The organism is Nocardia vinacea NBRC 16497 (genome assembly GCF_000308835.1).
In the GTDB taxonomy this organism is placed as follows: domain Bacteria; phylum Actinomycetota; class Actinomycetes; order Mycobacteriales; family Mycobacteriaceae; genus Nocardia; species Nocardia vinacea.
This window is the reverse complement of sequence record NZ_BAGN01000114.1, coordinates 1-23,854: the sequence shown is the minus strand read 5'-3', so window position 1 is coordinate 23,854 and position 23,854 is coordinate 1. Positions and strand designations below refer to the sequence as shown.

Sequence of the window (23,854 nt, the reverse complement as noted above, 5' to 3'; positions counted from 1 at the left end):
AGATATTTGGTCAAGGGATCACCATGCGCCGGTGGCGGTATCGGTCCGAGAGGCCATCAACACCAGCGCATGGTGCCGGTCACCGACAGCGGCTGAGCCATGGCCGGTCGTGTTCGGTTACACCTCGGTCGGCACGGGTGCCTTGTCGATATAGCGGCTCATCGCCCAGTTCAGTCCGCGCATCGCGAGGTTGTAGGACGGCGGGAAGTAGCGCTGCGCGAGATAGCCGACCCGGATATCCGGGGAGGTGAAGACCATGTACTTATTGCGCTCGACCCCGCGCACGATCGATCGGGCCGCCTGCTCCGGCGTGACCGCATGCCGCATGAACAGCGAAACCGCCTGCTGCACCGCCGCGCCCTGCCGATCGACGCCCGCGATATCGACGCTGTCCACCATCGGCGTCGCCATCGCGCCGGGACAGACCAGGCTGACACCGATCCGGTGCTGCCGCAGATCGAAGCGCAGCACCTCCGAAACGCCACGCAATCCGAACTTGCCCGCACTGTAGGGCGCATGCCAGGGGAGCCCGAAGAGACCCGCGGCCGAGGCCACATTGACCAGATGCCCACCTCGCCCGGCCTCGATCATGGGCGGCACGAACTCCTCGATCACATGGATCGGGCCCATCAGATCGATATCGATGGTGCGCCGCCACTGCGTGTGCGTCAGCCGATCGACGGTCCCCCAGGTGGCAATGCCTGCCACATTCATCACGATATCGACACTGTCCACCTCGGCGTGCACCTTCGCCGCCAGCGCCACCACGGCGTCGTAATCGCTGACATCAGCGGGGGCTGCCAGGTGCACGACACCGCCCTGCGCACGCACCTCGTCGGCGGTGCGCCGCAGTCCGACATCATCGATATCGGTCAGCACGACCGAGGCGCCCTTGGCGACAACCGCCAGCGCAGTACTGCGGCCGAGGCCACTTGCCGCTCCGGTGATCAGGCAGCTCTTGCCGGGGAACTTCGTCATGAACCAAACGATAGACAATTACGAACACTGTTGTCTATAGATCTGATACCCGCCTCAGACGCGATATTCGGCCACCCGACGGATACCGAGATGTGATTGATACTCGGCTCGCTGAACGATAGCTGTCGATCATGGATCGTGCTCATCTCGACCTGCCGGAGCGCCCGCTGCCGTTCACACAGACCGGCACCGAGGCGATAAACAAGCAATGAAGCCGATCTCATGTATCGATACCAGGGTCGTTGGTCGAGAAAATGGCCACGGAAAGGCCCTTGTCCGTGCTCACGGCGGTGGCATACTCGATTGGAGCGGCCAGCGGCGCGCTCGCCCCGGTCCGATCGAGGCCGACGCACCAGCTTCAGCCTGGCGCGGTTTGCCGAGCGAACACTGGCGTACTCCAATGATCTTGGTGCGCCAGGAATGTTCGAGCACTCATCCCATGTTCCCAATATTGTTGCGTGTACAGGATTATCGGGAGGACCACATGGGAAACCTGTTCGGACCCGCCGGCCTAACGGGGTGCAGACGTGGCTGAGGGACGGGAAGCGGCGGCACGGAATTCCACACTCGCGGTGTACCGCGATGCCTCGATCACCACCACACCGGCCGTCCGCCCGGTGATCTCCATCGCCCTGTTGCTGATGAGTATCGCGCTGGTCTACGAGGCCGGTCGCGCCGCCCCGGGGGTGGACCACGGCTGGTTCGTCGCCGTTTCGATCGCCGGACTGTTCGTGGTGCGCGGGCTGCATCTGCGTCGGCCGATCACCCTGCCGCATTTCACCATCGCAGTCTTCGTGCTGGCGGCCGCCAACGCCGCCTATCGCGCCTCGCATCCGGGCTTCGGGTTCGTCTTCCTGGCCGCGACCGGGTTCATCCTGATGCTGCCGCAGTCGAGTCGGCCCCAGCCCGAGCACTTTTATCGGGTCGCCGAACTCGTCGGCCGCACCCGACGTGATCCCCTCGCCGCATTCGCGCTGCATTCGTCGAAGTCCTATTACTTCAACACGAATTCGTCCGCGGCGATCGGCTATCGGGCCCGCTTCGGGATCGCGGTGGTCGCCGGTGATCCGATCGGCGATCGCGCCGACTTCCCGGCACTGCTCACGGACTTCTCCGAATTCGCGGCAAATCACGGCTGGCGGGTCGCAGTGCTCGGTGCCAGTCCGGATCTGGCCGAGATGTGGCGGCATCGGGCGATCGAACATCGGGGATTGCGCGCGATTCCGGTCGGACGCGATGTGATCATCGATGTCGGGACATTCGCCATGGTCGGGCGTTCTTTCCGCAATCTGCGCCAGGGCGTGAGCCGCACCCGGAATTTCGGGGTGACCACCGAGGTCATCAGCGAGGCCGATCTGACCGAACCATTGCGGGCCGAACTGCTGGATATCGTCGACGAGTGGCGTACCGGTCGGCAGAATCGCGGCTTCTCGATGATCCTCGACCATCTGTTGGACGGTCGGAATCCTGGCATGCTGCTGGTGCTGGCCCGCGATGAGGACGGGCGGGTGGCGGGCTTCCAGCGCTACGGCGTCTCCGGGCGGGGCCGCGAGCTGAGCCTGGATGTGCCGTGGCGGCGCAAGGATGCCCCGAACGGGCTGGACGAGCGGATGATCATCGATCTCGTCGACCACGCCCGTGCGCAGGGGATCGAACGGATCTCGCTGGCATTCGCCCCCTTCCCGGAACTGTTCGCCGAGAAGGAGCGGTCGCGGACCGGGAAGCTGATCTATGCGCTCGTGCACCTGGGCGATCCGTTGATCCGGCTGGAATCGCTGTACCGATTCCTGCGCAAATTCCAAGCGATGTCGGATCAGCGATTTGTGCTGATCCGCTGGCGCGAGGTGCTGCTGGCCGCCGCGGCCCTGCTCACCTTGGAGTTCGTGCCGCACCGCAAGCAGTACTAGTCGCGGACGGTGATGCCGATCGCCTTGGCGAATTCGGGTGCCAGATCGAGCAGTTGGAGCGGGGTGATGGTTGCCCCGCGCAAGGCATCGAGGCCCTCGGCGACATCGAGGTGGGCCGCACCGCGCAGGTCGACCTGTTGCAGTCGGGCACGGTTGATCAGCAGGCCTTCCACGGTGGTGCCGGGGAAGGTGACCTTGGTCAGCTCGGCATCACCGAAGTCGGTGTGGCGCAGCACGCAATCGACGAATTGCACCTCGCGCAGTTTGGCCTTGCGGAAGTTCACGGAGTCGAATTTGCAGCCCTCGAAGCGCACTCGACGCAAGTTGGCACCGCCCGCATCGACGCCCGACAGTGCACCGGCGATCGATTCGACGTCCTGCCAAGCGGTATCGGACAGGTCGGTGCCGACCCAGCGCACGTTGCGTTGCCAGACATCGGTGAAGCGGGCGAACCGCAGGCTGCCGCGGTTGATCGCGAGCGAGGTGAAGACGGTTTCGGAGAACCTGGAATTGCCTGCCTCGATGTCATCGATGTCGTCGCCGGTGATGTGCACACAGTCGTAGTCGCCCTCGGGTTCGAGATCGCTCTCCAGCGGCGTGAGATAGCGCGCGTAGGGCAGATCCTCGAGTTCGTTGGGCACGGTTGACCTCCGGGGTTCGGCGACGGTTCTCCTTGTCTACCAGTCGGATCCGACAGGTCAGGGGTCGATGCAGTCCAGCAGCCAGCGTGGGCCGACCGATTCGGCGCCGAGGGCTTCGATCCGCTCGCGGAGTCCACGATCGGCCGTTACAACGGTGATCCTGTCCTCCTCCTTGGCCGCGGCCACGATGTCGACGATCGCGTCGTCTCCCGAACCGTCCGCCAGCACCACGCGCACGCCTTCGAATTCTTCGGATCCCGCGGCCTTCGCCGCACCCTCCAGCACGACGACCACTTCGGCGGGTTGCGTGAGGTCCAGCGTGCTCAACCGCATGAGCAGCCGCCGAGCCGCACCCGCACGATCGCGCCACCAGCCATCGGGACGCGAGCCCACGACATTCGCGGCATCGACGACGATCAGCATCGCTTCCTTTCTACTCGTCGGTGCTGAGGCGGGTGGCGCGGGTGTGCAGGTAGCGCTGTTGCGGGAGGCTCATCGTCTGTTGTGCGGCAAGCAGATATGCCTCGCGGGCACCGGCCCGGTCTCCCATCGATTCCAACAGATGGGCCCGGACCGCTGCCAGGCGGTGATCCCCCGCCAGCTTGCCGCCGTCGGCCAGATCGTCGGCGAGCTTCAAACCGGCCAGCGGTCCGCGAGCCATGGCGACGGCCACGGCGTGGTTGAGGGCGATGATCGGATTGTCGACCAAGGCCAGCAGCCGTTCATAGAGCAGCGTGATCTGTGGCCAGTCGGTGGCCTGGTAGGTCGGCGCCTCGTCGTGCAGCGCCGCGATGGCCGCTTGCAGCTGATACGGACCTGGCATGCCGTGTGGCAACGCCTCGGTGATCAGCGCGACGCCTTCGGTGATGGCTTCGGTGTGCCAGAGTGCACGGTTCTGATCTTCCATCGGAATGAGTTCGCCGGTGGGTCCGGTGCGGGCGGGTCGGCGGGCATCGGTGAGCAGCATCAGCGCGAGCAGGCCGGTGACTTCGGCATCGTCGGGCAGCAGGCGGTGCACCAGACGGGTCAGGCGGATGGCCTCGGCGGAGAGTTCGACGCGGTGCAGGCTCGGTCCCGAGGTGCTGGCATAGCCCTCGGTGAAGATCAGATACAGCACGTGCAGCACGGCGGCCAAGCGTGCGTCGCGGTGGGCGCCGGCGGGTGGGGCGAAGCCGATACCGCTGTCCTTGATCATCTTCTTGGCGCGGCCGATGCGTTTGGTCATGGTCGCCTCGGAGACCAGGAAGGCGCGGGCTATTTCGGTGGTGGTCAAGCCGCCGACCGCGCGCAGCGTGAGTGCTACCTGCGCGGTCGGCGTGAGCGACGGGTGGCAGCACAGGAACAGCAGGACGAGGGTGTCGTCGGAGTCGGTGGGGTCGCGGTCGGCGGGCGGGGTGAGCCAGTCCTCGGGCAGTGCCCAGCGGGCCACGGTGTCCTCGCGCCTGCGGCGGGCCTGTTCGTTGCGGAGCAGGTCGGTCAGTCGGCGCGAGGCGACGGCGATCAGCCAGGCGCGCGGGTTGTCCGGAATGCCGGCTTCGGGCCACTGGGTCGCGGCCGCGAGCAGTGCCTCCTGCACTGCGTCCTCCGCGGTGTCGAAATGACCGTAGCGCCGAACCAGCGCGGCGAGGACCTGCGGTGCGCAGGTGCGCAGCAGGTCCTCGACCTCGGTATCCGACATCGGAAGGGGCTCAGCCGAATTCGGGGGCGGACTCCGCGATGGGCCGGACATCGGCGTAGGCCGTATCGGCGATATGCGGCGGGGCCGGGCATTTGCTGAGTTCGGCCGCGATTTCGGTGGCGCGGTCGAAGCTCTCGCATTCGACGATCCAGTATCCGGCGAGCACCTCCTGCGTTTCGGCATAGGGACCGTCGGTCACCAACGGTGCACCATTCTTGGTGGTGATGCGGCGGGTGTGCACCGGTTCTGCCAGACCACGCGTCTCGACCAACTCCCCGGATTCCGTCAACTTCTTGTTGAGGTTTCCCATGAACTCGGCCATGGCCGCGAAATCCTCGGCACTCCATGCGGGTTTTCCGGTGTCCTTGCCGACCATGCCGTCGTAGTCCTGCTGCGAGCCGTAGCTCAGGATCATGTATTTCACGACAACTCCTCCGCTCCGGCGGCGTCCTGGTGGCGCCGCTCGTCAGATACGTCGCAGCCGCTGACCATTCTCGGACATGTCCGCCGAAAAAACTTCCGACCGCAGCAGTTGGGTGTGCGCGGCCGATCGCGCGATGCTGGTGAGAACCCGCTGCGGTGAGGCTGACGTCGAGCAGCCGATCTGGCGACATCGCCCGGCAACAGCGCTCGACGGCGTCTGGCCGCCATGCATCGATGGCCGGCCCGCCTTTGGCGTTCGAGGTCTCCGCTACGCGCCGCAAAGGTTGACGATCATCCATCGTGGCTGCGGCACCCGAGCTGCCAGGGGTACGGCTACGGCCGCCGTAGGCGACGCGATGCGTGACATGCTGGGGGACATGGTGATCGATGGAGTTGTCGCGTCCGGGTTCGAGGCGGTGCGAGAGGTATTCGCGGCGAATTTCGCCGAGCAGGGGGATGTCGGAGCGGCGGTCGCGGTGTATCGGGATGGCCGGCCGGTGGTGGATTTGTGGGGTGGGCTCGCCGATCCGGAGGGTGAACGGCCGTGGGAGCGCGACACGCTGCAGCTGGTCTACTCGGCGACCAAGGGCGTCACCGCGACCGTCGCGCATCTGCTCGCCCAGCGTGGTGAGCTCGACCTGGACGCGCCGGTCGCGCAGTACTGGCCGGAATTCGCGGCGGCGGGTAAGGGCGATATCCCGGTGCGATGGTTGCTGACCCATCAGGCCGGGCTGGCCGCGTTGGATAAGCCGGTACCCCTGGCGGATGCGCTGGCCTGGGGACCGATGGTGGATGCGCTCGCCGCGCAGACCCCGAACTGGCCGCCCGGCACCGCACACGGATACCACGGGCGGACGTTCGCCTGGCTCGTCGGTGAGGTGATCCGGCGGGCGACGGGGCGCACCGTGGGGCGGATTCTGGCCGAGGATATCGCCGGACCGTTCGATGTCGACTTCTTCATCGGTTTGCCCGCGTCCGAACGACATCGCGTCAGCCGACTCGTATTCGCGCCGGAGGTCGATCTGGCTACGGTTCCGGACGAGTTCGTCCCGGAGGCATTCCGGCCGATGGTCGTCGCTATGCGTGATCCAGAGGCACTGGTCAACCGCGCCTTCGAGGTCACCGATCCGGCCGATATCGATTTCAATGATCCCGCGGTACAGGCCGCCGAGATCCCGTCCAGCAATGGCATCGGTACCGCGCGCGGCCTCGCCCGGCTCTATGCGGCGACCGTCGGCGAGGTCGACGGCGCCCGCCTGCTGGCCCCCGAAACCCGTGCCGCCGCAACACGTGAGCAGGTCGCGGGCATCGACCGCGTCCTCATGCTGCCCGACCGCTACGCCACCGGATACATGCTTCCCACCGAAGGTTTCCCACTCGGCGGTCCCAACGCCTTCGGCCATGCGGGCCGCGGCGGCTCCCTCGCCTTCGCCGATCCGGACACCGGCATCGCCTTCGCCTACGTCACCAACTACATCATCGAAGGCGCTCCGGACCTGCGTGCCCGCAATCTCGTCGACGCGGTAATCAATGCCATCGCCTAGGCGGCGCACCGGTCTCGCGGTTCAGCGCAGGGTGCGGATCCAACGCCGGGTGTCGCCCGGGTCGATGACGTCGTCGAGTTCCAGGACGGTGGCGGCGGTCAGGGCCTTGCCGTTGGCGTAGGCGAGCTGGACGAGGTTGTCGAAGGCCTCCTGGCGCTTCTCGGGGTCTTCGATGGCCGCGAGTTCCTTGGCGAAGCCGAGCCGGACCGCACCCTCCAGGCCCATACCGCCGATTTCGCCGGTGGGCCAGGCGATTACGAAGCGCGGCGCGCGGAAGGAGCCCGCGGCCATGGCCTGTGCGCCGAGGCCGTAGCCCTTGCGGATGATGACGGTGCCCAGAGGGACGGTCAGTGCGGCGGAGTCGATGAACAGCTTGCTGAACTTGGTGACGGTACCTTCCTTCTCCGCCTCCGGACCGACCATGAAACCCGGTGTGTCGCAGAGGGATACGATCGGCAGGCCATGGGCATCGCAGAGTTGCAGGAATGCGCTGAGCTTCTCGGCGGCGGGGGCATCGATCGCGCCGCCGAGGTGGTGGCAGTCGTTGGTGATGAGGCCGAAGGGGCGCCCTTCGACGCGAATGAGTGCCGTGACCACGCCGACGCCCCAGTCTCGGCGCAGTTCCAGGACCGACTCGACGTCGGCTACCGCGGCGATGACTTCGCGGATATCGAAGGCGCGCAGTCGATTCTCGGGCACCACGTGGCGGGCGATGCGCGGATCCGGTGCCGCCCAATCCTGCAGCGGCCCTTGGAAATACGAGAGATAACGACGGGCCGCGGCGACCGCGGCGACCTCGTCGGCGGCGACGATATGTACGACACCGTTGCGGCGTTGGATATCGATGGGGCCGATATCTTCGGGTGCGTAGACGCCGAGTCCGCCGCCCTCGATCATTGCCGGACCGCCCATGCCGATATTGGCATCCGGGGTCGCGATGACCACATCACACATGCCGAGCAGCGCCGCATTGCCCGCGAAGCAGCGTCCGGAGACGATGCCTACCAGCGGAACTCGACCCGACAGCGCGCCCATCGCGCGGAAGGTGGTCACGTCTAGGCCCGAGATGCCCGAATAGTCGGTATCCCCCGGTCGCCCGCCGCCGCCCTCGGTGAAGAACACCACGGGTAGGCGCTGTTCGTGTGCGATTTCCAGCATGCGATCGGTTTTGGCGTGATTGCGCATGCCCTGGGTGCCGGCCAGCACGGTGTAGTCGTAGGACATGACCAGTGCGCGCGCGGCTTCCGCGCCGAATCGGTCGGCGTTGATGGTGGCGATGCCGCCGATCAGCCCGTCCGCGGGTGTGTTGGCGATCAGATCCTCGGGGCTGCGGCGTAGTCGCTGTGCGGCGACGGCGAGGGCGCCGTATTCGAGGAAGCTGTCGTCGTCGACGAGGTCGGCGATGTTCTCCCGGGCGGTACGGCGGCCCAGCTTATGCCTTTTCGCGACGGCGGCCGGGCGGCCCGCATCGAGTCCGATTCGATGCCGCTCGCGCACTTCAGCCAGATCCGCACGCACGGCATCCAGGTCGATCGCATCGATATCGACGGCCGGTCCATCGTGATCGGTCGCGACCCAAGTCAATAGCAATGCATGCGGATCGACCGTCGCGCCCGGTGTCACCAGATGGCGCGATACCCGCAGCGGCTGCTCGGCCCGCAGCACGTGCTGCATTTTCATTGCCTCGAGCACAACGACTTCCGCACCGGCCGGAACAATGCTGCCCGGCTCCGCCAAGCTCACGACGGTACCGCCCATCGGCGATCGCATACCCTGCTCATCGTCTTCGAGCGCAGCCTGGATATCTACTGCCGCCGGGTTTCGATGCTCGGCGAGCGCATGCGCCGGATATTCTGTCACCGAGTCGACCGCGCGCTGGGCCGCAGTAGGCGCGTAATCGCCTGCCCGACCGACAAGTTCGCCGATAACCTCCTCGAACCACGAAGTGGAAACACTGCCCCCATCGGCAAGCTGATCCAGCACCGCACGCAGCAGATTCGTGTTGGTATCGACACCGGCAATCACGGTTTCCGCCAACGCATCCGAACACCGCCGCACCGCAGCCGAATACGTCGGCCCCTGCGCGACAATCTTCGCCAGCAACGAATCGAACTGCGCGCCCTGCCGCATGCCCGTGAACGCCGCGGTATCCACCCGAACGCCCACCCCGGTCGGCGCGGCGAATTCCGTCAGCACACCGGTGCTCGGCAGAATCTCCCCACCTGCCGTGACCATCTCGGCATTGACGCGCGCCTGCACCGCGAACCCCCGCGCAAAGCCATTCGCTCGCACATCACGACCCGTCGGGTCCGGCGCAAGACCCAGGTCGTGCAAGGCGGCGCCCCGGGCGAGATCGAGTTGGACTGCTACAAGGTCTACGCCGGTTACCGCCTCGGTGACGGTGTGTTCGACCTGGAGGCGCGGGTTGACCTCGAGGAACCAGGCATCGGTGGCGGTGGCCAGGAATTCGACGGTGATCACGCCGCGGCAGGAGACCGATTCGGCTATGCGGATGGCGTCGCGGTGGAGTCGTTCCCGAAGGGCGGCAGGCAGATTCGGGGCCGGGGCGATTTCGATGAGTTTCTGATGGCGGCGTTGGATGCTGCAGTCACGGTCGCCGAGGGTGATGGCTCGGTGTCCGTCCGCGATGACCTGGACCTCGATATGGCGTGCTTCGGCGGCCAGCGCTTCGGCGTATACGGTGTCATCGCCGAAACCGGCGCGAGCTTCGGCTCGGCAGCGGTCGAGTGATTCGGCGAGTGTGTCCGCAGTGCGGACCGCACGTATGCCACGTCCGCCGCCACCGGCTGCGGCCTTCAGCATCACACCGCTCGGGTGGTCTGCGAAGAACGCGGAAATTTCCGCCAGGTCCGCGCCGACGGACGTTGCGGGCAGGACCGCGACTCCGACCTGTCGTGCGGCGTCGCGTGCCGACAGCTTATTGCCGAAGATGCGCAGCACCCCGGGTGCAGGCCCGACGAATACCAGACCGGCGGCGGCGCATGCTGCCGCGAAATCGGCACTCTCACTGAGGAATCCGTAGCCGGGATGCACCAGTGCATCGGCGCCGGCCCCCTTGGCCGCGGCGACTACAGCGGCGATGTCGAGGTATGCGGCGGCACCGATGCCCGGCAGCTGGACCGCGTCATCGGCCAAACACACCGGCAGGGCCGTTGCCTCTTCACCGGTATGGAGCGCGAGGGTGGAGTAATTCCGCTCGCGTGCCGTCCGGATCACCCGGACCGCCACCTCACCCCTGTTCGCTACCACCACACGCATGCCGACAGTCTGCTTTGACATTGACGTCAATGTCAACGACGATGATTTCATGACACAGGCAGGCTGGTCGGTGCGTGCGGCGCGGGAACGATCCGATACCGATCGCCATCGCGCGCTGCTCGATGCCGCCGCCCGCGTCTTCGCCGAGCGCGGCTACGAGAAGACCACCGTCGCCGATATCACCGCTGCCGCAGGCGTTTCCCGCGCGACGATGTATGTCTACTTCGCCTCCAAGGACGAAATCTTCCTCGCCCTCGCCGCCCGGGTCCGCGACGATTTCCTCGCCGCACAGGAACCCGATATCGATATCGACGATCCCCGAGTAATGCTGGCCGCCACCATCGATGCCTTCGCCGCCGCGGTCCGCAATGCCGGACCCATGCTGCGCCTCATCGATGAACGAGGTGCCGTCGACGACCGAGTCGCCGTACTCGCCGAGGAAATCGCCGAACGGCCCATCCGCCGCTTCACCCGCTACATCGAACGCCTCCACACCGCAGGCCACATCTCCCCCACCGTCCCGCCACGAATCATCGCCGAAACCATCGGCTATGCCCTGACCCGCGGCACCCTCACCCGCGCAGACGCCACCCCCCGCGCCCGCGCCACCTACCTGGCCCACATGCAGACGGTCGCCGAAACCCTCTTGTCCCCAACCTGATTCACCCGTATCCCGGATGTGACCCTGGTCGCCGCCAGTCGGATCCACAGCTCTCGAGGCGACCCCGGCAAGAATTGTTGCCGAAACGCTCTGGAGCTCAACCCGGCTCGGATTCGAGTCATCACCCGGTCGTACCCACAGTGTGCAAATAGTATTTGCAAACTCTCTTTGTAAGTCCTACGCTCGGAGACATGGCCGATCAGCCTGTCCCCCGGACGATTACCGATGTCGCCGTCTTGCGGCTGCTTGCGCACCCGCTGCGCCGGCGCATCGAGGAGCAACTGCGCAGCGGGCCCGTGAACGCGACCTCACTGGCGCAAGCGCTCGGCGAAAGCACCGGGCTCACCAGCTATCACCTGCGGCAACTGGCCAAACACGGCTTCATCGAGGAAGTTCCGGAACTGGCCAGCGGAAAGGAACGCTGGTGGCGCACGGTACCCGGCGACCGCCGCTACCCCGCCTACACCGAACAAACCGACGACATGCGCGCGGCCACCGCCGACATGACCCGGCACAACCTCGCCGAACTGGTCGAACTCTACGAAACCTTCGAACGCGAGGCCCCTGGGCTGGGCGCGTGGGCCGACGCATTCCTGTTCTCCCGCGCCACCCTTCGCATCGACCTGGAACAGTTGCGCGAATTCTTCGAGGAATACATCCGGCTCGTCCAGCGCTACGGCGCGCCGACGGACTCCGACGACGACCGGAAGACCGTGCTGCTGCGCCTGTTCGCCTTCCCTGAAATCTGAATCCCGCACATCTGAATCCGTGCCGAAAGGCCACCCATGCACCTCACCCGATCGCCACGACGCGGCCGGTTCGCCGCCGCATGCCTGCTCGCCCTGCTGGGCGTGCAGCTCCTCCCGGCCAGACCCGCCACGGCCGCACCCGCGCTCGACTGCAGCGGTTTCACCTGCACCGATGTCACCTTCACGGGTGGCGACGGGCTCACGCTGCAAGGCACCATCATCGCCCCGGCCACACCGCATTCCGACTCCCCCGGCATCGTACTGGTAGGTGGTTCGGGACCGGGACCGCGCGCCGAATACTTATACGAGGCGCGGGCCTTCGCCGCGGCGGGTATCACCACACTCATCTACGACAAACGAACGATCGGCTACTCGTTCGGCCATCGCGACTTCTCCCTGCTGGCCGATGATGCCCTGGGCGCGGTCGAAACCCTGTGTCGCACACCGGGAGTGCGCGCGGACCGGGTCGGGTTGTGGGGCTTCAGCGAGGGCGGCGGCTGGGTCGCGCCGCTCGCAGCCTCCGGCTCCGCCGACATCGGATTCCTGGTCACGCTCGGCGCCTCCGGCCGCACCCCGCTGCGCTCGCAGACCTGGAGCCTCGCCACCACCCTGCGCCACCGCGGGGACGCCGGACCGCTCTCCGACACCGTCACCGGACCGGCCGCTCGTCTGCTCGAGGAGACCGGGGTGTTCCCCGCCGCGGACTTCGACCCGCTGCCCGCACTGCGCGCCGTGCGGATTCCCGTCCTCGCCCTCTGGGGACAGTACGACGTGCAGACCCCGCCGGCGGAAAGCGCCGCAGTGCTGAGGGATACGCTCACGGCCGCGCCGTCGGTGACGATTCGCTTCCTCGCCGGTTCGGCCCACAACGGCCGCTCGACCACCGACGGATTCGACCGGCTCGGGCCCGCACCGGGTCCGGGCGCGCCGCGCGGCGCCTTCGCACCCGGCTATTTCGACACCGTGACCGGCTGGGTGCATCAGGTCGCGAACGGCAATCCACCTGCCTCGTCCGCCGACACCCCGCCCCCGCAGGCGGTGATCAGCACCGATCCCGGGCACGGCAGGTGGACGTCTGCGTGGACACAGCTCACGGTCCTGACATTGGTGCTGGTCGGCTTCGTCGGCTATCTGCTGATGTCGGCCTCCGACCACCGGATGCGCCATACCCGGGCCCCCCGCCGGCCTGCGCGCCTGCTGGCGTCGGCCGGACTGCTCTCGGTGTTCGCGACGGTCATCTACGTGGTGTCGATCCTCGCCTTGAATGCGCGGCCCCTCGGCCCGGTGGCCCTGTCCCGGCCGATCGTGTGGCTGGCTCTGCAACTGCTGGCGTTCATCACCGTGGGTCTGCTGGTCGTCACCGGTATTGCGAGTGTTCGCGCCCGGGCCGCGCTGATCGGGCGGCATCGGATCGCACTCGGCGTACTGTTCACGGCCGGGTGTCTGTGGCTCGCTTGGGCGGCCACTTGGGGATTGTTCGTCGCGTGAAAACCCTTGCTAGGCGATCCGCTTGCGCGCCTGACCTCTCGGCTTGCGGCGGGGCCGGGCGGCACCTGCTGCGCCGTCGAAGGTGAGTACCCCGTCCTCCAGTTGTCCTTTGCGTAGTAGCGCGCGGTCGCGGAAGTAGTTGTTGATGACCTGCCAGGGGCCGCGGGCGCCCTGGCGGGGCATGACGCCGTCGCCGCGTTGGATGTAGCCGGAGGTCAGGGCGCCGCCCATCAGTGACTGATCGGAGCGGTCGGCGTCTTCGGCGATCGCGACGACCTTGGTGTAGCCGTGGGCCTTCATGTGGTTGAGGAGGCGGCAGAAGTATTCGGCGGCCAGATCCGCCTTCAACGTCCACGATGCGTTCGTATAGCCGAGGACCAGCATCGCGTTGGGGATGCCATCGAGCAGAGTGCCCTTGTAGACCACGTGCTCGCGGGTCGACACCGGCTCCCCGTCCACCTCGAGCGCCGCGCCGCCGAAGATCTGCACGGTGAGACCGGTCGCGCTGATGACGATATCGGCGGGCAATTCCTCCCCGGATGCGAGCCGAATGCCGGTTTCGGTGAACCGGTCGATGTGATCGGTGACGATCGATGCCTTACCGCTGCGCAGCACCTTGAACAGGTCGCCGTTCGGGACGACGCACAGTCGCTGGTCCCACGGGTTGTACGACGGCGTGAAATGCCGCATATCGATCTGCTTGCCGAGTTGCATTCGCACCGCGGCGAGCAGCAGCTTCTTCGACAACTCGGGATTGGTGCGCGAGAGCTGGAAGCTGGCCCGCTGCAACGCGATATTGCGCGCCCGGCCGGTCCGATAGGCGAGCTTCTCCGGCACCCGCGCGTACTTCATGCCGACCGCGACCGGGTCATCGGCGGGCAGCGCGGTGATGTAGGTGGGCGAGCGCTGCAGCATGGTGATGTGCGCGGTGTCGTCGGCCATCGCCGGAACCAGCGTGATCGCGGTCGCGCCGCTGCCGATCACCACGACGCGCTTTCCGCTGTAGTCGAGTCCCTCCGGCCAGTGCTGTGGGTGCACGATCTGTCCACGAAAGTCCGCCTCGCCCGGGAACTGCGGACGGTATCCGTTGTCGTAGTCGTAGTAGCCGGTGCAGCCGACGAGGAAGTTGCTGGTGTAGATCTCGGTCTCGCCGGTCTGCTCGTCGAGGGCCTCGACGGTCCACAGCTCGGCTTCGCTGGACCAGCTGGCCTTGGTCATCTTGCGCCCGAACCGTATGTGCTCGGTGACGCCGTATTCCGCGGCGGTGTCCTCGATGTATTGGCGGATGTGCGGCCCGTCGGCGAGCACCTTGGTGCCGATCCACGGACGGAAGCCGAAGCCGAAGGTCAACATGTCGGAGTCGGAACGGATGCCCGGGTACCGGAACAGATCCCAGGTCCCGCCGATGGCAGTACGGCGTTCCAGGATCGTATAGCTGCGTCCGGTCTGCTCGCGGGTGAGATGGCACGCCATCCCGATGCCGGACAGGCCCGCGCCGATGATCAGTACGTCGACATGCCGCGTCATTGAGGTAATCCGTTTCGTCTGCTTTCACCCGGGCACCCTTGCCCGACCGTCTACCAAGATTACCTGTTATCTCTAGTAACGTCTAGCTGCCTCGACTTCGAGAATGCACGGATGGCAGTCGGTCTCGACGCTCGCGTGGTGATCGACCTCCGAGCACTGCACTTGCCCCCGAGGTTGCGCGAGAGGCTGACTGCGCGCATTGCAACCGCGCACTCGGCGCGCAACTGCACGCCACGCATGCGCGCCCGTGGATACCTGCGCGTCACTCTCGACTGCCTGTCCCCTACGTCGAGCGCATGGACTTGGACTCCTGTGACCACAACGGATAGCCGACTCCGCCGGTCGGTTTGGAGCAAGAGCGACGGTACCCCCAAAAAAACAGCAAAGGGAGTTCTTGACTTCGTCCCACGCCTATAGGCGGGGGATTTCAACCTTCACAGGTTGGGATTCCTGTTTCACAGGCGGCTGCCGCGCCGGCGAGCGCCGGGTTGGTCTTACACCGCCTCCGCAGGCCGTCACCGCCAGCCCGGCGGCCACAATATTCTTCGCCGCGTTCACATCCCGGTCATGGACCGCACCGCAGCGGCACGTCCATTCCCGCACATGCAACGGCAAGTGATCGAGCAGCAGCCCACACACCGAGCACGTCTTACTCGACGGGAACCAGCGATCGATAGCGATCACCTCACGCCCATACCAGCGGGCCTTGTACTCGAGCATGGACCGGAACTGCGACCATGAGGCATCCGAGATCGCACGCGCGACGCTGTGGTTCCGCAGCATCCCCGCGACGTTGAGGTCCTCGATCACGATCGTTTGGTTCTCACGAACGAGCCGAGTGGTCACCTTGTGCAGATAGTCGCGCCGCCGGTCGGCAACCCGGGCATGGATACGCGCCACCGTGCGACGTGCATTCTCCCGGTTGGCCGACCCCTTCGCCTTCCGGGCCAGGGACCGTTGGGCTTTCACAAGCCGAATGTGTTCGCGCTGCTGATATTTCGGGTTGGTGATCTTCTCCCCGGTGGATAACGCCAGCAGCGACGTGATCCCCGCATCGACCCCGACCGCGCTGGGCGTCGGAGGAAGGTGGGCGATGCAGGTTTCCACCAGCAGCGACACGAACCAGCGCCCCGCGGCGTCCCGCGACACGGTCACCGTGGACGGTTCCGCCCCCACCGGCAATGGACGCGACCACACGATATCGAGTGGCTCGTCCATCTTCGCGAGAGTCAGTCGCCCATCGCGATACCGGAACGCCGACCTCGTGTACTCGGCAGACGCGCGGGACTTCTTCTTCGACTTGAACCGCGGATACTTCGCCCGCTTGTCGAAGAAGTTCGCGAATGCACCCTGCAGGTGACGCAGCGCCTGCTGCAACGGCACACACGACACCTCGCCGAGGAACGCGAGTTCATCGGTCTTCTTCCACGTGGTGAGCATCGCGGAGGTGTCGTTGTAGTTCACGCGCCGTTGCTCGGTGTACCACGCGGTCGTCCGAGCCTCCAGCGCCTTGTTGTAGACCAAGCGGAGACAACCGAACGTGCGCAAGAGCTCCCGCTCTTGTTGGCCGGTCGGATGGAAGCGGTACTTGTAAGCCCGCTTCACCTGGGTCTTCGCCACGTTCACACATTAACACGCTAGATTGTGAAAACGCGGCTTCCGTACGTCCAGTGCCTTGTCGAGGGCGCACGGTGAGATTGCCGATCTGATCTCTTCGATCATCACGCTCACCGAGCGTTGCCTCTGCCTGGCTGCGTACTGCTGGCAACCACCTTGGATGGGCTGACCTGGCTGCGCTTCGCGGTCTGGGTGGTCGTCGGCATTGCGGTCTACCTGGGCTACGGCCGTAAACGGTCATCACTCGCCGTCCCGACCATAACTGACTCAACGGTTTCTGCCGATCGGTAACCGGCGCGAAATTCGCCATTGGGATCTTGCACGAATGCATTCCGAAATATTGCGTCCCCGTGGCGAATTCGGCACGCTCTCTGGGTAAGAGCCACGGCGCACACCCCTCGCGGCCGGGCCGGAGAGGACGACGACCCGATATGTCCGATAACGAGAAGCAGATCCGGATCCTGATCGAGCGGTGGGCGGCGGCGGTGCATACCGGCGATCTGGCCGGTGTTGTCACCGATCACGCCGACGATATCGTGATGTTCGATGTGCCCCCACCGAATGAAGGTGTGCGTGGCATCGACGCCTATCGGGATACCTGGCCGGGCTTCTTCGAATGGCAGGCATCGGGTGCGACATTCGACATCGTTTCGCTGGAGGTAGAGGCGGGCGCAGACGTGGCATTCGCGCATGCGCTGCTGCTGTGCGGCACCGCGGAGGATTTCGCCCGCGATCCGGCCAAGCGCCTGCGCATCACCTTCGGCCTGCGTAAACAGTACGGACGCTGGGTCGTGGTGCACGAGCACCACTCCTTCCCCGACGACACTGCGGCACCCGAGGCCTGAGCTCGCGCCGGTTCGCTACGGTGGCATCGAGCGCAACGATGCAGCGACCGCCGGTGGCGTGGTGCACCGTTGCCGCGAATACGGCATCGAGTGCACCGGGAGTTCCACGTGAATCAGCCTGATAGCGAAGCCTTTTCGAACCATGCGGGCACCCGCCCCGCGGCCTGGTACGAGAACTGGACGGAGGTACCCGATTCGCCGTGGCGGGATCGTCCCGAGCCCGCTGGCGAACGCGAGTACCGCACACTCACCTATGAGCGCGACGGGCGCATCGCGCGCATTACCTTCAACCGCCCGGAGAAGGGCAATACGATCACCCCGGATACCCCGGTCGATCTCGCGCATGCGGTCGAGCGGGCCGATCTGGATCCGCGGGTGCACGTCATCCTGGTATCCGGGCGCGGCAAGGGTTTCTGTGGCGGCTATGACCTGGATATGTTCGCCGAACAGGGCAGCCACGGTGTCGACGGCTCGATCGACACCACCGGCACGGTGGCCGATCCGGTGGTGCAGGCGGTCAATCACAATCCCTGGGGCACTTGGGATCCGATGATCGACTACGCCATGATGAGCCGGTTCAACCGCGGTTTCGCCAGCCTCATGAACGCGAACAAGCCGACCGTGGCGAAATTGCACGGCTTCGCGATCGCGGGCGGCACCGATATAGCGCTCTACTCCGACCAGATCATCTGCGCCGACGACACCAAAATCGGCTATCCGCCCACCCGCGTATGGGGTATTCCGGCGGCGGGTATGTGGGCGCATCGCCTCGGCGATCAGCGCGCCAAGCGGCTGCTGTTCACCGGTGACTGCATCAGCGGAAAGCAAGCCGAGGAATGGGGGCTCGCGGTCGAATCATGTCCGGCCGATGAACTCGACGAGCGAACCGAGGCGTTGGTGGCACGTATCGCGCGCATGCCGATCAACCAGCTGATGATGGCCAAACTGGCGCTCAATTCGGCGCTGCATTCACAGGGCGTGACGAATTCCGCGATGATCAGCACGGTATTCGACGGGATCTCGCGGCACACGCGCGAGGGTTACGCCTTCCAACTGCGTTCGGCCACCGTGGGTTTCCGTGAGGCCGTGCGCGAGCGCGACGAACCGTACGGCGACTACAAGCGCGCCCAGTTCCGCGCGGAGGAATAACGCGCTCAGCGCGTGTAGCGGTGCTTCACCCAAGGTATTTCGCGTCGTTCGTAGTAGAAGTCGATTCCGAGCCGCTGCCCAGCTCGGATTCCGAGGTCGGTATCGACTTGGGGTTGACGTCGTTCGCGGTGTTGTCGAACGGCACGATGATCGAGAACCCGAGATTCCTGCGCCGTGCCGAACGCAAGCTCCGCAAAGCGCAACAGTCGTTGTCACGCAAGAACGCCGCGAAGAACATTCTGGCCGCAGGACGTGCGGACAGCCCAACGCCTGTGGAGCTGGTGTCAGACTTGCCTCGGCCGAGCGACCGGCGTCGAAGCAGGAACCCACCGGAAGCGCGGCATAACCGGCACAGAGCGGAATCTCCCGCCTCCAAGACTCTGTTGCCCAATTCGGTCCTCTTCGTTAGTTGGATGGTTCAAGATCATCGGATCGATGTTGGTTGTGGTGGATAGCGAGGCGTGTGGTGTCGTTGCTGCCGGGTCCGTGGGCCGAGGTGCCCGAGATGACCGCGCGGGTGGCTCGGTCGGCGTTTCCCAAAGGGTGCCTGGCTATGCGGGTGCGTGATGAGCTTGGGGCGGTGTTCGGCGATGTGCAGTTCGCCGCCGTGTTCGGGGCGCGGGGTCGTCCGGGCTGGTCGCCGGGGCGGCTGGCGCTGGTATCGGTGTTGCAGTTCGCTGAGAATCTGACCGATCGGCAGGCCGCTGACCAGGTGCGGGGCCGGATCGACTGGAAGTATGCGTTGGGGTTGGAACTCGACGACGCGGGTTTCGACCACAGCGTGCTCACCGGGTTCCGCGCCCGGCTGGTCGAGCACGGGTGGGAGAGGAAGATCCTGGACCTGATGCTGGCCCGGCTGGTGCAGGTGGGGCTGGTCAAGGCCGGGGGTCGGGCACGGACCGATTCCACGCATGTGCTGGCAGCGGTGCGCACACTCAACCGGATCGAGTTCGTCGGCGAAACGCTGCGGGCGGCGTTGGAAGCCCTGGCTGCGGCCGATCCCGGCTGGCTGGCTGCCCACATTCGGCCCGAGTGGGCGAAACGCTATGGGGCGCGGGTGGATTCCTACCGTATGCCCAAAGGTGAGGCCGCTCGCGCTGAGTTGGCGATCACCATCGGCCAGGACGGTTTCGGTTTGCTGGAGGCGGTTTTCAGTCCCGGCGCACCAGCCTGGCTGCGTGAAGTTCCAGCCGTCGAGATCCTGCGCACGGCCTGGATCCAGCAATACCATCGCACGATCACCGGCACCGGGGCGCAGGTGGCCTGGCGGGAGTCCAAAGATCTCCCGCCGGGCAGGATGAGGCTGGCCAGCCCCTATGACAGCGATGCCCGCTACGGGGTCAAACGTGGGTCGGGATGGATCGGCTACAAGGTCCACCTCACCGAGACCTGCGACGACGTCGAGGTTTCCGGGACACCGCATGTGATCACGAACGTGGAAACCACCGACGCCACCGTCACCGACCAGGACATCACCGCCGTCGTGCACGATCGGTTGGCCGGCCGTGGCCTGCTGCCCGGCGAACACGCCGTCGATGCCGGTTATGCCAGCGCCGAGCTGATCCTCACCGCAGCGGCCGAACACAGCATCGAGTTGATCGGCCCAGTCGGCGCCGACACCACCTGGCAGACAAAGGATCCCGACGCATTCGACCTCAGCCACTTCAGTATCGACTGGGGCACCAAGCAGGTCACTTGCCCCGGCGGGGCGACCCGCAGCAGCTGGCGCACCGAGAAAGCCCGGGGAAAACCCGTCCTCAAAGTCGACTTCCGCAAGGCCGACTGCACACCCTGCCCACTGCGCGCCCGGTGCACCTCCTCCAAAACCAACGCCCGCAAACTCACCCTGCGCCACCGCGAACAGCACCAAGCGCTCGAACACGCCCGCGCCGAACAGGCCACCGACACCTGGAAACACCGCTATGCCATCCGCGCGGGTGTCGAGGGCACGATCCACCAAGCCGTCACCCTCGGTGCCCGCCGCTCCCGCTACCACGGCCTGGCCAAAACCCACCTCGCTCACACACTCACCGCCACCGCGATCAACCTGATCCGACTCGACGCCTGGTGGACCGGCACACCCCTGGGACACACCAGACACTCCCACCTCAGCACCCTCGATTTCGCACTGGCCGGGTGATCGAATTGGGCAACAGAGTCCTCCAAGCGGGAGAGGACGTCAACGATGTCGGATGCACGACAGGCGCGATCGTCCGATACTTCTTCCACGGCGTGGTCTCCGAACGCGGCACCCCGCTGCCACGATTGATACCGGAAACGGCGGGGTCGTGGTGCTCGATAGGTATTTCGAGAACGGGAGGACTGGGGGATGTCGGATATGCGCGCGGAGTTCGGGGTGCTCGGACCGGTGCAGTTGACGATCGATGAGGTCGCGCAACCGCTCGGTGGTGTCAAACAGCGCGCGGTATTGGCGTATCTGGTGGTGAATGCGAACCGGCCGGTGTCGACGGAGGCGCTGGCACAGGCGGTATGGGAGGAGAATCCGCCGCCGGATGTCCGGATCAGCCTGCACACCATCGTGTCGAATCTGCGAAAGCCATTGCGGGATGCCGGACTCGACGCGCGCACGATCCTGTCGCGCGCCGGCACGGGCTACCGGATCACGGTGCCCGCGGACAGCTGCGATGTCCAGCGGTTCCGTAGGCGCAAGGAATCCGGATTGCGGGCCATGGCCGCGGGCCGGTTCTCGGTGGCCAGCGAGGTGCTCTCCAGCGCGCTGGGACAGTGGCGCGGCACCGCACTGGCGGACCTGCAGGGCCTGGGCTTCGCCGATGCCTTCGCCACCGCCCTGGACGACGAACGGATCGGCGTCATCGAAGCCCGCGCCCAAGCCGAGATCGCGCAGGGCCGGGCCGACGGCGTCATCGCCGAGCTGGCCGAACTGGCCGATAGATATCCGCTGCGCGAACCGCTCTGGGAGCAGCTGATCACCGCGCTGTACGTGAGCGGTCGACAGAGCGACGCACTCGAGGCGCTGCGCCGATTGCGGGTGACGCTCGCCGATGAACTCGGCATCGATCCGGTGGCCTCCATTCGCGAACTCGAAGCCAAGATGCTGCGCCAGGAACCGCTCACCCCGCCTGCCGATGCCGTCGCATCCGCACTGCGCGTCACCACCGTCGTCGACCTGATAGCGCCCGGATCCCAAGCGTACCTGCGGGATTCGACCGGGCAGACCTTCCCGATCACCGGCCCGTTCACCCGCATCGGCCGACTGCCCGATAACGACATCGTGCTCGACGACGGCAAGGTCAGTCGCCATCACGCCGTGATCGTCAGCAACGGGGTGACGTGCGTGCTGAAGGATCTGTTGTCCTCCAACGGTGTGTTCGTCGGCGGGGTTCGGGTCATCGACGGCGCCGCGCTCACCGATGGTGTGACGATCCGGATCGGCGATACCGAATTCACCTTCGGCGTCATGCCGCACAACTAGGTGATGTGCTTATCGAACCAGTCCCGCAGTTGGGCTTCGGTTTTCGGTCCGGGGAGCGGGTTTTCCGGTACCAGTGTGCAGAACTGAGCGATCAGGTGGGCATCGGAGTGCACGGCGATGAGGCAGGTCCGGGTGCCGATATCCGGATCGTTGTCCAGGAAGCAGAAGAATCGGCCGATGTCCTTGCCCCCGCTGCGCCACACCTCGTCGGCGCCCGCGCCCCCGCAGCTGTGTCCGCCGAGCACCCCGACGTCGGCGCGGTACAGGGTGTCGGCCGACTGGCTGTCCGGGAATCCGTAGAACAGTGCGGACGGATAGTCGGGCGGGGTACTGCACGCGATGGTGGCATTCACCGTGCCACCGGGCGGCGGCACGTGCCGACAGTTCCCCGGACCGAAGGCATTGCCGAGATGCCCGAGGACGATACGGTCCTCGGGGGTGAAATAGTCCGGGTCACGGGTGGCTTCGGCGGTCAGGAACTGGGAGGCGGCGAACTTGGACATGTAGTCGCGCAGCGGCTGGTCGCTCGGCGACGGCCAGATGAAGAAGGCCAGTGCCAGCTGGGGCTCATCGGTCACCAGCAGGGATGGTTTCGGCGCGTCGGGTGCTTCGGCGCGGTTGGCGACGCACGCCTTGCGACCGATCTCCTTGCCCTCGTACATCACCGGGCCGTCCGCCCCGGCGGGGTCACCCGGGCAGTTCGTGGCCTGGAAGGTGCGGATCAGGAGATTGTAGTAGTCGTGCAGTGCGTCGAGATTGCGGAAACGCATGTATCGAACCGCCGACTCACTGGCGGCGGGGTGGTCCGGGCAGAAGATGACCGCGACGGTGGTGGAGGTATCGGGCTGCTCGTGCTGGCAGGTGGATCGTTTGCGGCCGGTCTGGGAGACGATCTTCAGCAGATCGATATCCGCGTCGCGCAACGCGGTGGCGTCGGCGACCGCTGTGCCCTTGCGATCGCCGAGGAAGGTCCAGGCTCCGAATCCCGCCCCGGCGGCGATCACGGCGGCGAGTGCCAGGACGAGCGCGGTCAGCCTGCGGCGTCGGCGGCGCGGCTCGGCCACCGTGACGCCCTGTGTATCACGTGTCTCGGCTTCGGGCTGCTCGACATCGGATCGCTCGGTATCCGGTTTCCGAGCAACGGACAACAGGTCGTCACGAGTCGCGGTATCGGGTGAACTGGCTTGTCCTGTTTCACTATTCGAGGTTCGTTCGTCGGTCGCGGATACCGCCGTATGACCTTCGGTAACCGCGCCCGCACTCGTCAGCGCCGCCTCCGCCGCCTGTGCGAGGTCCCCTGCTGCCCGGTAACGATCGCGCACGTTCTTGGCCATGCCGCGCTCGATGACGGTATCGAGCGCGGGCGTCACATTCGGCCGGATCGTGCTCGGTCGCGGCACCGGCTTGAACAGATGGGCGCTGATTATCTCGGCATCGGTGGTGCCACGATACGGTCGTGCGCCGGTGAGGCATTCATAGAGCACGCATGCCAGTGAGTAGACGTCGACCGCGGGCGTGGTGTGCTCGGCCCGGAACCGTTCCGGCGCCATATAGCTGAACGAACCGATCACCGCACCGTGGGTGGTCAGGCCGTGATCGGCATCCGAATGCGCGATACCGAAGTCGACCAGATAGGCAAAACCTTCCGGCGTGAGCAGGATGTTGTCCGGTTTGACGTCACGGTGGACCAGTCCTTCGGCGTGCGCGGCATCCAATGCCGACGCGATCTGGCGGATCACCGCCACCGCCTGCTGCGCAGGCATCGGCCCCTTGCGCTCCAATACCGATGGCAGGCTGACACCGTCCACCAAACGCATATCGATATACAGGTGGCCGTCGATCTCGCCGTAATCGTGAATCGGGATGACATGCGGTTCGCGCAGTCGCGCGGCGGCGTCGGCCTCGCGCTGGAAC

20 protein-coding genes are annotated in these 23,854 nt (G+C 65.9%); 11 read left to right on the top strand and 9 right to left on the bottom strand.

Annotated elements, in window-relative coordinates:
• Nucleotides 1-117: 117 nt before the first annotated feature.
• Complete coding sequence (locus ON44_RS15620) at nt 118-978, bottom strand: SDR family oxidoreductase (RefSeq protein ID WP_040690595.1); 861 nt, start codon at nt 976-978, stop codon at nt 118-120.
• 527 nt (nt 979-1,505) lie between these two features.
• On the opposite strand from ON44_RS15620, the gene ON44_RS15615 reads away from it, so the two are divergent.
• Nucleotides 1,506-2,885: a bifunctional lysylphosphatidylglycerol flippase/synthetase MprF gene (locus ON44_RS15615; RefSeq protein WP_051182062.1), complete on the top strand. Its 1,380-nt coding sequence runs from the start codon at nt 1,506-1,508 to the stop codon at nt 2,883-2,885.
• On the opposite strand, the gene ON44_RS15610 is transcribed toward ON44_RS15615, so the two are convergent.
• From ON44_RS15610 to ON44_RS15595, 4 genes are read right to left on the bottom strand one after another with little or no spacing between them, the layout of a single operon-like run.
• The gene (locus ON44_RS15610; protein WP_040690593.1) at nt 2,882-3,526 is read right to left on the bottom strand and encodes a pentapeptide repeat-containing protein; all 645 of its coding nucleotides are present in this window, start codon (nt 3,524-3,526) and stop codon (nt 2,882-2,884) included. The two genes, ON44_RS15615 and ON44_RS15610, sit on opposite strands and share 4 nt — an antisense overlap.
• Before the next feature lie 57 nt (nt 3,527-3,583).
• On the bottom strand, nt 3,584-3,949 hold the full coding sequence (locus tag ON44_RS15605) for an NYN domain-containing protein (protein ID WP_040690592.1): 366 nt from the start codon (nt 3,947-3,949) through the stop codon (nt 3,584-3,586).
• Between the two features lie 10 nt (nt 3,950-3,959).
• On the bottom strand, nt 3,960-5,204 hold the full coding sequence (locus ON44_RS15600) for an RNA polymerase sigma factor (protein ID WP_040690591.1): 1,245 nt from the start codon (nt 5,202-5,204) through the stop codon (nt 3,960-3,962).
• Between the two features lie 10 nt (nt 5,205-5,214).
• Entirely contained in the window at nt 5,215-5,619 is a 405-nt protein-coding gene (locus ON44_RS15595; protein ID WP_245567172.1) for a YciI family protein, read from the bottom strand.
• A 364-nt stretch (nt 5,620-5,983) separates the two neighbouring features.
• Between ON44_RS15595 and ON44_RS15590 the strand changes: the two genes are divergently transcribed.
• Complete coding sequence (locus ON44_RS15590; RefSeq protein ID WP_245567170.1) at nt 5,984-7,171, top strand: serine hydrolase domain-containing protein; 1,188 nt, start codon at nt 5,984-5,986, stop codon at nt 7,169-7,171.
• A 21-nt stretch (nt 7,172-7,192) separates the two neighbouring features.
• On the opposite strand, the gene ON44_RS15585 is transcribed toward ON44_RS15590, so the two are convergent.
• Entirely contained in the window at nt 7,193-10,450 is a 3,258-nt protein-coding gene (locus ON44_RS15585; RefSeq protein ID WP_040690586.1) for an acetyl-CoA carboxylase family protein, read from the bottom strand.
• A gap of 49 nt (nt 10,451-10,499) precedes the next feature.
• On the opposite strand from ON44_RS15585, the gene ON44_RS15580 reads away from it, so the two are divergent.
• The 3 genes from ON44_RS15580 to ON44_RS15570 all read left to right on the top strand — a co-directional run bounded on the left by ON44_RS15580 (nt 10,500) and on the right by ON44_RS15570 (nt 13,348).
• Entirely contained in the window at nt 10,500-11,111 is a 612-nt protein-coding gene (locus tag ON44_RS15580; protein ID WP_040690604.1) for a TetR/AcrR family transcriptional regulator, read from the top strand.
• A 191-nt stretch (nt 11,112-11,302) separates the two neighbouring features.
• Nucleotides 11,303-11,860 carry an ArsR/SmtB family transcription factor gene (locus ON44_RS15575; protein WP_040690585.1) on the top strand — a complete coding sequence of 186 codons (558 nt, stop codon included), beginning with the start codon at nt 11,303-11,305 and terminating at the stop codon, nt 11,858-11,860.
• 36 nt (nt 11,861-11,896) lie between these two features.
• Nucleotides 11,897-13,348 carry an alpha/beta hydrolase family protein gene (locus ON44_RS15570; protein WP_051182060.1) on the top strand — a complete coding sequence of 484 codons (1,452 nt, stop codon included), beginning with the start codon at nt 11,897-11,899 and terminating at the stop codon, nt 13,346-13,348.
• Between the two features lie 9 nt (nt 13,349-13,357).
• Here ON44_RS15570 and ON44_RS15565 read toward each other — a convergent pair whose 3' ends face one another.
• Nucleotides 13,358-14,875: a flavin-containing monooxygenase gene (locus tag ON44_RS15565; protein ID WP_040690582.1), complete on the bottom strand. Its 1,518-nt coding sequence runs from the start codon at nt 14,873-14,875 to the stop codon at nt 13,358-13,360.
• 411 nt (nt 14,876-15,286) lie between these two features.
• Nucleotides 15,287-16,480, bottom strand: a complete 1,194-nt coding sequence (locus ON44_RS15560) for an RNA-guided endonuclease InsQ/TnpB family protein (RefSeq protein WP_218007581.1) — start codon at nt 16,478-16,480, stop codon at nt 15,287-15,289.
• 132 nt (nt 16,481-16,612) lie between these two features.
• Between ON44_RS15560 and ON44_RS54025 the strand changes: the two genes are divergently transcribed.
• The 6 genes from ON44_RS54025 (at nt 16,613) to ON44_RS15535 (ending at nt 21,940) form a co-directional block, all read left to right on the top strand.
• A complete protein-coding gene (locus ON44_RS54025) occupies nt 16,613-16,783 on the top strand; it encodes an amino acid permease C-terminal domain-containing protein (RefSeq protein WP_373283166.1) in 171 nt (56 codons plus the stop codon).
• A 140-nt stretch (nt 16,784-16,923) separates the two neighbouring features.
• The gene (locus ON44_RS15555; RefSeq protein WP_040690579.1) at nt 16,924-17,337 is read left to right on the top strand and encodes a YybH family protein; all 414 of its coding nucleotides are present in this window, start codon (nt 16,924-16,926) and stop codon (nt 17,335-17,337) included.
• A gap of 108 nt (nt 17,338-17,445) precedes the next feature.
• A complete protein-coding gene (locus tag ON44_RS15550; protein ID WP_040690577.1) occupies nt 17,446-18,486 on the top strand; it encodes a crotonase/enoyl-CoA hydratase family protein in 1,041 nt (346 codons plus the stop codon).
• Between the two features lie 20 nt (nt 18,487-18,506).
• The gene (locus tag ON44_RS52560; protein WP_245567169.1) at nt 18,507-18,941 is read left to right on the top strand and encodes a transposase; all 435 of its coding nucleotides are present in this window, start codon (nt 18,507-18,509) and stop codon (nt 18,939-18,941) included.
• 11 nt (nt 18,942-18,952) lie between these two features.
• The gene (locus ON44_RS15540) at nt 18,953-20,626 is read left to right on the top strand and encodes an IS1182 family transposase (RefSeq protein WP_083897901.1); all 1,674 of its coding nucleotides are present in this window, start codon (nt 18,953-18,955) and stop codon (nt 20,624-20,626) included.
• Nucleotides 20,627-20,815: 189 nt separating this feature from the next.
• Nucleotides 20,816-21,940, top strand: coding sequence for a BTAD domain-containing putative transcriptional regulator (locus tag ON44_RS15535; RefSeq protein WP_040690573.1), 1,125 nt, complete (start codon nt 20,816-20,818; stop codon nt 21,938-21,940).
• On the opposite strand, the gene ON44_RS51960 is transcribed toward ON44_RS15535, so the two are convergent.
• Nucleotides 21,937-23,854 (bottom strand): serine/threonine-protein kinase (locus ON44_RS51960; protein WP_218007579.1); only part of this gene is annotated, 1,918 nt, incomplete at its 5' end. The two genes, ON44_RS15535 and ON44_RS51960, sit on opposite strands and share 4 nt — an antisense overlap.

Excerpts from the sequence above, each read along its gene's own strand:
- ON44_RS15620 (WP_040690595.1), bottom strand. The coding sequence starts at position 978 with ATGACGAAGTTCCCCGGCAAGAGCTGCCTGATCACCGGAGCGGCAAGT.
- ON44_RS15605 (WP_040690592.1), bottom strand. The coding sequence starts at position 3,949 with ATGCTGATCGTCGTCGATGCCGCGAATGTCGTGGGCTCGCGTCCCGAT.
- ON44_RS15600 (WP_040690591.1), bottom strand. The coding sequence starts at position 5,204 with ATGTCGGATACCGAGGTCGAGGACCTGCTGCGCACCTGCGCACCGCAG.
- ON44_RS15595 (WP_245567172.1), bottom strand. The coding sequence starts at position 5,619 with ATGATCCTGAGCTACGGCTCGCAGCAGGACTACGACGGCATGGTCGGC.
- ON44_RS15590 (WP_245567170.1), top strand. The coding sequence starts at position 5,984 with ATGCGTGACATGCTGGGGGACATGGTGATCGATGGAGTTGTCGCGTCC.
- ON44_RS15585 (WP_040690586.1), bottom strand. The coding sequence starts at position 10,450 with ATGCGTGTGGTGGTAGCGAACAGGGGTGAGGTGGCGGTCCGGGTGATC.
- ON44_RS15580 (WP_040690604.1), top strand. The coding sequence starts at position 10,500 with ATGACACAGGCAGGCTGGTCGGTGCGTGCGGCGCGGGAACGATCCGAT.
- ON44_RS15575 (WP_040690585.1), top strand. The coding sequence starts at position 11,303 with ATGGCCGATCAGCCTGTCCCCCGGACGATTACCGATGTCGCCGTCTTG.
- ON44_RS15570 (WP_051182060.1), top strand. The coding sequence starts at position 11,897 with ATGCACCTCACCCGATCGCCACGACGCGGCCGGTTCGCCGCCGCATGC.
- ON44_RS15565 (WP_040690582.1), bottom strand. The coding sequence starts at position 14,875 with ATGACGCGGCATGTCGACGTACTGATCATCGGCGCGGGCCTGTCCGGC.
- ON44_RS15555 (WP_040690579.1), top strand. The coding sequence starts at position 16,924 with ATGTCCGATAACGAGAAGCAGATCCGGATCCTGATCGAGCGGTGGGCG.
- ON44_RS15535 (WP_040690573.1), top strand. The coding sequence starts at position 20,816 with ATGTCGGATATGCGCGCGGAGTTCGGGGTGCTCGGACCGGTGCAGTTG.